The sequence below is a fragment of the Mesobacillus sp. genome (genome assembly GCF_049588175.1).
Taxonomy (GTDB): Bacteria; Bacillota; Bacilli; order Bacillales; family Cytobacillaceae; genus Mesobacillus.
This window is the reverse complement of record NZ_JBAVFI010000698.1, coordinates 1-6965: the sequence shown is the minus strand read 5'-3', so window position 1 is coordinate 6965 and position 6965 is coordinate 1. Positions and strand designations below refer to the sequence as shown.

Below are 6965 nucleotides of genomic sequence, written 5' to 3'. Positions count from 1 at the left end.
CCCCCAGCGCTTTAATGCGTTAAATTAACTGTCCAGTGTTTGAAAACTTTCCTTTTTAGGTTCTTGGTTTATTCGAATTGATAGGGCGAAAGATCCGAGAAAGAAGGTCGCTATTCCGGCACCAATTAAAACAATTGGAACACCAATGAGCTTTGCCAGCAAAGCACCTGCGGCTGGTGCAACTAACATAGAAAAGGTCTGGAGTGACATTGCTGAGGCTGAAACCCTGCCCATCATTTGTTTAGGGGTTTCTGATTGAAGAACGTAACCATATGGTACTCCCTGCGCTGAGCCAAGAACACCAAGAAGGAAAGCCCCCGCCATCCAGCCAATTTTCGGCAGTTCAAATACTCCTTTAGCACCAAGGCCGAGAAATAAGATAAACACACCGCTGAACAATGATGCCGCGGCCATTAATTGAATCGGCCTCAGCTTCCAATTGGTCCATTTGCCAAGCAGCAATGCCCCAATCACACTGCCGAATCCAACTGAGCTGATCAGCCAGCCGAATTCCTCTTTTCCAAAGCCGAGCTTCTGAGCAATAAATACAAACAATCCATCATATAAAAAAATGATAAAAAAGGCGATCGAGGATAAGATGATAGCTGCTTTTAGAATGCGTGTTGAAAAAATATGATGAATGCCTTCGGAGAAATCCTTAAAAAAAGATGGTTGCTGAACTTTTTGTTCTAGATTTAATGCTTCTTTTTCAATTTTTGGCAGAGCCATTAAAAATAAAACAGCAATTAAAAAGCCGGCTGCTTCAAAAATAAAAGGACTTTTCACACCAAATAGCGCGATTAATCCTCCTCCGAGCGCTGGGCCGATTATTTTCATTGTATTGACTGAAAGCTGACTTAACGTGACTGCTTCAGGGAGCTCATCCTCAGGAACCGTAAACCTGATGGCACTCTGCCTTGCTGGATCATATAGAGCAGCTACGGTTGCTTTTAGGAAGACGAAAATCAACAAAATGAATAGGTTAGGCGCAAAAAACAGGCCTGCTACAAAAAGAATCCTGAGCAGGAGACAGGAAATCATCAGCATTTTTTGTGGCAGACGGTCGACAAACACACTCGCAAGCGGCCCGATTATTACCCAGGGAAGTCCTAGAACAATAATGACTGAGGCAATCGCCGCTTCACCAAGTCCCCAATGATAAGCGACAATCACTTGTATTGCTACAAAATCAAGCCAGTTCCCGAGATCCGAAAAAACCTGAGCTCCGAACAGCGAGCGATAAGCTTTATTTCGCAAGGGCTTAAACATTCCAGAATTCATCTTTTAGCCTCCTATATTTCATTCATTAATGCTATTTTTCTGCGTTCAAGCTGTCTTTTCTCCAATTGGGAGGGGTCCTGGCCAACAGGCATATCGTTGTTCTCAATCGCGTCGAGCGACTCGGTTATCCATTGAAGTTCAGCTTCCAGCTTCAGCTCTGCATACCTGATAGCCAGCATTCCTACATTGTTAATGAATGACGTCTTATTCTGCTTCCAATTCTTAATATAGCTGAGGAGATCTCTAGATTCTGATTGTCTTGCCCTTAGGTGGACACAAAGAGTTGCCAAATCCATTTCCTTATGCCAGGCTGCCATTTTCATGAAAAGCTCATCCTTGATCACTTGAGGAGCAGGGGTTTGCGCCAGCCAATTTTCCAGCTCGCGCCAGCCTTTTCCGGTCAAATCATACAGCTTCTTCTTTCGGCCATCCTTATCTTCCTCAAGAGTGGTGATGTATCCCTCTTCTTCAAGTTTTTTCAGCTTTGGATAAAGGCTCCCGTAGCTTAAACCCCAATATAAACCCGCAGCTTTATGTTCAAATTCACTCTTAATGTCATAGCCGGAGCTTGGTCGGAAGCTGATAACAGCTAGGATAGAATGTTCAATTGACATGGTTATTTTCCTCCTTAATTAATATATATCAATTTGATATATCATTATGATATGTCGACCTTAAATAATTGTCTAAAAATATTCAGCCCTTTTTATTTATTCAGAAAAGGCTGTTTTTTTGTTGCACAAAGGGGAATTAAGCAAGTAAAAGGATAAACATCGCCAATTAATTAACTATGCATCTAAAGAACAGGAGGAATGAAATTGGCTTTTCGAAAACCGCAGGAAATTGCCCAGCTGGCTGTAGACGCGGGTACTTACAAAGCCTCCATGCCCATTAAGAATATGCTTGTGCTCGGCTTTTTAGGAGGAGCATTTATCGCTTTGGGGTATTTGCTTGATATCAGGGTTATCGCTAACCTGCCACATGAATGGGGAACATTTGGTACTTTTCTAGGGGCATCTGTTTTCCCGCTTGGGTTGATTTTAATTCTGCTTGCAGGCGGGGAATTGCTGACAGGAAATATGACCGCAATTTCAATCGCCAGCCTGGCAAAGAAAGTGACTGTAAAAAAGCTGCTTAATAATTTGTTTTGGATTACAATCAGCAATTTTGTCGGCGCTTTGTTCGTTGCCTATATTTTTGGACATGTAGTCGGATTGACTGAAACTGGACCATTCTTGGATAAAACAGTAGCGGTTGCAGGAGCGAAATTAGATGACAGCTTTTGGGCCGCTTTTTTCTCAGGAATCGGATGTAATTGGCTGGTAGGATTGGCAGTCTGGCTTTCATACGGAGCATCGGATATGACAGGAAAGATCCTGGCTATTTGGTTCCCGATTATGGGATTTGTAGCAATTGGTTTTCAGCACGTTGTGGCAAACATGTTTGTAATCCCAGCAGCCATTTTCGCTGGGCATTACAGCTGGACAGAATACTTTGGAAACTTTGTGCCAGTTTATTTAGGAAACGCAGTAGGAGGGGGAGTTTTTGTTGCTTTAATTTATTGGATCAGTTATAAATCCCAGTTGCAAAAACAAGCAGTACAGCCAGAAAATCAAATTTCACAGGCAAGCGCACGTAAAAGGGCTGCAAAATAAATATTGATAAGGCAAAGGGAACCTCATTATTGAGAGGTTCCTTTCTTTCATTTCATTAGACCTAGCGACTTTAAACCATTATAAATCCCAGAATTGATGACCTCAGTGGTCTTGTGTTTTGCATGCTGAAATAAATCCGGATGGGCATTGCCCATTGCGAATCCGTCACCAACTGCGGAAAGCATTTCTTTATCATTCATTCCATCACCAAAAGCAATAGAACTTTCACGCTCGATGCCAAGTCGTTTCAGCAAAAATTCAACTCCAACACCTTTATTGACTCTGTCCCTGATGACGTCAAAGCAATGTTCCATTCCCTCTATATTTACCTGTGATAAATGAATACCCTCATTGAACACATAACGTTCATGTCCCAGTCGGCCCTTCGTGATGATGGTCATTCCTAAAATATCATTAAGGAGCTCTTCAGTAAAAATTTCATTTTTCCGCAAATGAAATTGTTTAAGAAAAGCATTCACTAAATCGGAATCAAGATCTGTGAGATAATTTTTTTCCGAAGTATAGAGCACCACTTCATGTCCGTGTTCCTTCGCAACGTCGAGAATGTATTGGACTTCCTGAGCGTGCATAGGCTCAGCAAATATTGTTTTCCCTTCATATATCGCAAGGGCACCGTTGTACCCAATAAAAGAGGTGATTTTTAGCTCATCAGCAATTTCCGAAATTTCATGGATAGGCCGGCCAGTAGCAAGCACTACTTCGATATGCTGGTCCTTCATTTCCGCTATTGCGCTTTTCGTTGAATCTTCGATTGTATCATCAGGCCTCAAAATCGTCCCGTCGATATCCAGGAACAAAATTTTATAGTTATGCATGGCAAGCTCCTAACTGAAAATTAGTCTTCTCTATAGTTTTACATAGTGGTAAGAAAGTTATCAAACATTTGACTGCAGGCATGCTTGTTTAATGAAAATCCACAAAGGGTATGATTAAAGTAAGAAAAAAACAAACTGGAAGGGGATTTTCATCATGTTATGGACAATAGCAGCTATATTGTTGGTTCTTTGGGTATTAGGATTGATTTTTCATATTGCCGGAGGAGTTATTCACATACTCTTGGTAGCCGGACTAATCTTAATCGCGTATAACGCGATCAAGGGACGCGCAAAAGGTTCCAGATATTGATAATTGGACAGTGGCATCTTGCCACTGTTTTTATTTTTGCTGCTAAATAACAAGTTAATAAAAGATCTCATACATTGATTTTCATTTATTCTAATTAAAAAGCCATTTCCTTTCTTTTCTGTTCATATTCATAATAAAATAAGATACATACTTGTACAGGGAGCGTGGAGTCCAATAATGAAAATCAGACAAATTTCAGATGCTTTATTAGGGCGTACACCCTCAATTCTAGGCCATGATCAATTCTTGAAATTCGCAGTTCTCTTGCCGCTGGTCGAAGTGGATAATGAAGTCCATGTATTATTTGAGGTACGCTCATTGACTTTAAGAAGGCAGCCCGGCGAAGTATGTTTTCCAGGTGGAAAAATAGAAAAGGGTGAAGATCCCCAAAAAGCCGCAATCCGCGAAACTTCAGAGGAGCTTGGCATACAGGAAAGCGAGATTACCGATGTCTTTCCATTGGACTATATGGTTTCAGCTTTTGGAACGATCATCTATCCATTTGCTGGAACGATTAAGAATTCTAAAAAGATATTACCGAATGTTGCTGAGGTTGGGGAGATCTTTACTGTCCCATTATCCTTTTTTAAAAAGAATCAGCCTGACAGCTATAAAATAAATTTCCAGGTAGAACCCGAGGATGGCTTTCCATTTGATTTAATCATTGGCGGTGAAAATTACAAATGGCAAACCCGGAAAATGGATGAATATTTTTATAGGTACAACGAACAGGTCATCTGGGGACTGACTGCAAAAGTACTGACTCATTTTATCGAATTAATGGATTGCATTAAAAGTAATGAAGGAGGCACGTAAAAAAACGTGCCTTTTTTGCATCCACGAAAGCTAACTTTACAAAATGCTTACATAAAGCATTATCTCGCAAAAATTCTTTCCTGATTAAACTATTTCATTTTTTTGAAAACACCTAGGATTTAACCATTTTCTTCCCATTCCATCAAAATGATCGATGAAGATCACCAATGAAAATATTATTCTACGGATAGTTTTTTATGATTAGATCCTTAGGGGGTCAAATCTACTATTTCTTTGTAATAGACCAATTTTATGGGATAAAAGGTTGCTAATGGTAGATTTATTATTTATAATTTTAAGATAATTATTATTAGAAAGTTGGGTCAAAATGAAACTATACATATCTGTAGACATGGAAGGGATTACTGGTTTGGTAGATTATACCCATGTAGATTCCGCGAAGCATAACTACGAGCGTGGCCGTAAAATCATGACACAGGAGGCGAACCATGTCATCACTGCAGCTTTCGAAAAAGGCTGTAAGGAAGTAATCGTAAATGACAGCCACTCCAAGATGAACAACCTCCTGATCGAGGAACTGCATCCGGAAACTCAGTTGATCACAGGGGATGTCAAGCCATTTTCAATGGTACAGGGGCTAGATGATAGCTTTGCTGGTGCTGTATTTGTTGGTTACCATGCGAGGGCTTCTATGAAAGGCGTAATGTCACATTCTATGATTTTTGGAGTACGCCATATGTACATAAATGATGTTCAAATTGGAGAACTAGGCTTCAACGCTTACGTTGCAGGTTATTACGGCGTGCCTGTCATCATGGTAGCAGGTGATGATGGCGCTGCAAGAGAGGCAGAAGCACTTATACCAAATGTTACAACAGCGGTAGTGAAAGAGTCGATTTCAAGGTCAGCAGCCAAATCACTCACTCCTGCAAAAGCCGGGCAACTCCTCGCTGAAAAAACGGAACTTGCATTAAAAAATAAAGACAAAGTGAAACCGCTTACTCCTCCGGATCATCCAGTGCTGAGAATCGAATTCTCCAACTATGGAGAGGCAGAGTGGGCAAATTTAATGCCTGGCACTGAAATTGAAGAAGGAACGACGATTGTACGTTACCAGGCTAAGGATATTCTAGAAGCCTATCAAGCTATGCTTGTCATGACAGAGCTTGCGATGAGAACTACTTTTTGCTGATCATCGACGCGTTATTTCAACAAGATTATTGCATTAAGACAAGATAAGGAAGTGAGTAAATGCTCGGATACATTATCAAAAGATTGGGTGCAATGGCCGTAACGTTGCTGGTCATCATCACCTTAACATTTTTCCTGATGCACTCAATCCCCGGTTCTCCCTTTAATGAAGAGCGGGCCACGAGCGAGGCGGTGCAGAAGAACCTAGAGGCCTATTACCATTTGGATGAGCCATTGTACGTTCAATACTTTTTGTATTTAAAGTCTGTCGCGACATTTGATTTCGGACCTTCGATAAAAAAGTCCTCCCAGACAGTTAATGAAATGCTGGGAAGGGGATTTCCAGTATCGTTTGAACTCGGAATGGTCACTCTCATCGTCGCAATCTTTTCCGGCATTTTATTAGGAATCATTGCGGCACTGCGCCACAACGGAATTATCGATTATCTAGCGATGACAATCGCCGTTCTCGGTATATCCGTTCCAAACTTTGTAATGGCTACACTTCTGATCCAGCAGCTCGCAGTCAACTGGGCAATTCTCCCTGTAGCAACATGGTCAAGTCCTAAGCATATGATTCTTCCGACACTGGCGCTTGCTACGGGTCCAATGGCGATCATTGCGCGTCTGACACGAGCCAGCATGCTTGAGGTCCTTACACAGGATTACATAAGAACTGCAAAGGCAAAAGGATTATCACCTGTAAAAATCGTCTTCAAGCACGCATTGAAAAATGCAATGCTTCCGGTTGTAACCATTCTTGGTTCATTGGCTGCAAGCATCCTGACAGGAACCTTTGTAATTGAAAAAATCTTCGCTATCCCGGGAATGGGAAAGTATTTCGTTGAAAGCATCAATCAGCGTGACTACCCAGTAATCATGGGTACCACCATTTTTTACAGTACGGTATTGATC

8 protein-coding genes are annotated in these 6965 nt (G+C 41.2%); 5 read left to right on the top strand and 3 right to left on the bottom strand.

What is annotated here, in order from left to right; genetic code table 11:
• Window positions 1-24: 24 nt before the first annotated feature.
• Both WB217_RS16985 and WB217_RS16980 read right to left on the bottom strand, forming a co-directional pair.
• A complete protein-coding gene (locus WB217_RS16985) occupies window positions 25-1281 on the bottom strand; it encodes an MFS transporter (protein ID WP_423994470.1) in 1257 nt (418 codons plus the stop codon).
• 11 nt (window positions 1282-1292) lie between these two features.
• A complete protein-coding gene (locus WB217_RS16980; protein WP_423994468.1) occupies window positions 1293-1895 on the bottom strand; it encodes a PadR family transcriptional regulator in 603 nt (200 codons plus the stop codon).
• 204 nt (window positions 1896-2099) lie between these two features.
• On the opposite strand from WB217_RS16980, the gene WB217_RS16975 reads away from it, so the two are divergent.
• On the top strand, window positions 2100-2936 hold the full coding sequence (locus WB217_RS16975; protein ID WP_423994466.1) for a formate/nitrite transporter family protein: 837 nt from the start codon (window positions 2100-2102) through the stop codon (window positions 2934-2936).
• A gap of 47 nt (window positions 2937-2983) precedes the next feature.
• On the opposite strand, the gene WB217_RS16970 is transcribed toward WB217_RS16975, so the two are convergent.
• Complete coding sequence (locus WB217_RS16970; RefSeq protein WP_423994465.1) at window positions 2984-3772, bottom strand: Cof-type HAD-IIB family hydrolase; 789 nt, start codon at window positions 3770-3772, stop codon at window positions 2984-2986.
• A 154-nt stretch (window positions 3773-3926) separates the two neighbouring features.
• Here WB217_RS16970 and WB217_RS16965 point away from each other — a divergent pair, with 154 nt between their 5' ends.
• The 4 genes from WB217_RS16965 to WB217_RS16950 form a co-directional block, all read left to right on the top strand.
• The gene (locus tag WB217_RS16965) at window positions 3927-4082 is read left to right on the top strand and encodes a lmo0937 family membrane protein (RefSeq protein ID WP_423994463.1); all 156 of its coding nucleotides are present in this window, start codon (window positions 3927-3929) and stop codon (window positions 4080-4082) included.
• A 177-nt stretch (window positions 4083-4259) separates the two neighbouring features.
• Entirely contained in the window at window positions 4260-4898 is a 639-nt protein-coding gene (locus WB217_RS16960) for an NUDIX hydrolase (RefSeq protein WP_423994462.1), read from the top strand.
• Window positions 4899-5226: 328 nt separating this feature from the next.
• Window positions 5227-6051 (top strand): M55 family metallopeptidase, encoded by an 825-nt coding sequence (locus WB217_RS16955; protein ID WP_423994460.1) that lies wholly within the window; start codon window positions 5227-5229, stop codon window positions 6049-6051.
• Between the two features lie 59 nt (window positions 6052-6110).
• Window positions 6111-6965 (top strand): ABC transporter permease (locus WB217_RS16950; RefSeq protein WP_423994458.1); only part of this gene is annotated, 855 nt, incomplete at its 3' end.

Bases quoted from the DNA above. Each gene is read 5' to 3' on its own strand.
- WB217_RS16970 (WP_423994465.1), bottom strand. From the start codon at position 3,772: ATGCATAACTATAAAATTTTGTTCCTGGATATCGACGGGACGATTTTG.
- WB217_RS16985 (WP_423994470.1), bottom strand. From the start codon at position 1,281: ATGAATTCTGGAATGTTTAAGCCCTTGCGAAATAAAGCTTATCGCTCG.
- WB217_RS16960 (WP_423994462.1), top strand. From the start codon at position 4,260: ATGAAAATCAGACAAATTTCAGATGCTTTATTAGGGCGTACACCCTCA.
- WB217_RS16980 (WP_423994468.1), bottom strand. From the start codon at position 1,895: ATGTCAATTGAACATTCTATCCTAGCTGTTATCAGCTTCCGACCAAGC.
- WB217_RS16955 (WP_423994460.1), top strand. From the start codon at position 5,227: ATGAAACTATACATATCTGTAGACATGGAAGGGATTACTGGTTTGGTA.
- WB217_RS16965 (WP_423994463.1), top strand. From the start codon at position 3,927: ATGTTATGGACAATAGCAGCTATATTGTTGGTTCTTTGGGTATTAGGA.